Below are 839 nucleotides of genomic sequence, written 5' to 3'. Positions count from 1 at the left end.
GTGGCCGCACCACGGCGCCGAGGCTGCTGGCGCCGCCGATCGCGGCCACCCCGGCGACGCCGCGCCGGCGACGAGCACCGTGGCGGGCGGCACCTTGCCCGCGGCGGTGACCTGTCCGGTGAAGAACCGACCGAACTCGTGGGCGGCCTCGACGACGGCGCGGTAGCCGGCGATGTTGGCCATCGAGCTGAGCACGTCCATCGACTGGGCGCGCGAGATGCGCGGCACGGCGTCCATGGCCAGCGCGGTGATCGGGCGCCGGGCGAGCGCCGCGAGCAGGTCCGGGCTCTGGGCCGGCGCGAGCAGGCCGACGACGGTGGCGTGGTCCGCGAGCCGCTCGATCTCCGCGCCGCTGGGCGCGACGACCTTGAGCACGACGTCCGCCGACCAGGCGATCGAGGCGTCCACCACCGCGGCGCCGGCCTCGGCGTAGGCCTGGTCGGGGAAGTCGGCGTGCCGGCCCGCGCCGGCCTCCACCACGACCTCGTACCCGAGCCCGATGAGCTGGCGGACGGTCGCGGGCGTCCCCGCCACACGGGTCTCGCCCGGACTCGTCTCTGCGACGACGGCGATCTTCATGCCGAGAACGTAGCCCGTGCCGAGGGCACGCACCTGTGACCTGGGACACGGACACGGCTCGGCGTCCGTACGTGACATCGACAGTGGCACATTCTCGATGGCGCCTGTACGGTGCCTGTCATGACTCAGGCGGAACGCTTCGACGGACAGGTCGCCCTCATCACCGGGCCGCCGCGGCGCGGCATCGGGCGGCGGGCCGTGGGCCCGCGGCTACGTGGAGGCGGGGCGGACGCGTGGCCCTGGGTCGGGCTCGAGCGGAC

At 75.0% G+C, this 839-nt stretch carries 1 pseudogene; it reads right to left on the bottom strand.

Annotation, left to right across the window (positions count from 1 at the left end):
* Window positions 1-579 (bottom strand): annotated as a pseudogene (locus AC2W7G_RS17490) (Re/Si-specific NAD(P)(+) transhydrogenase subunit alpha); the annotation flags it as partial.
* Between the last annotated feature and the right edge of the window lie 260 nt (window positions 580-839).

The organism is Aeromicrobium sp. PFPM2_SD2 (assembly GCF_057364525.1).
This window is presented reverse-complemented; position numbering and strand designations above follow the sequence as displayed.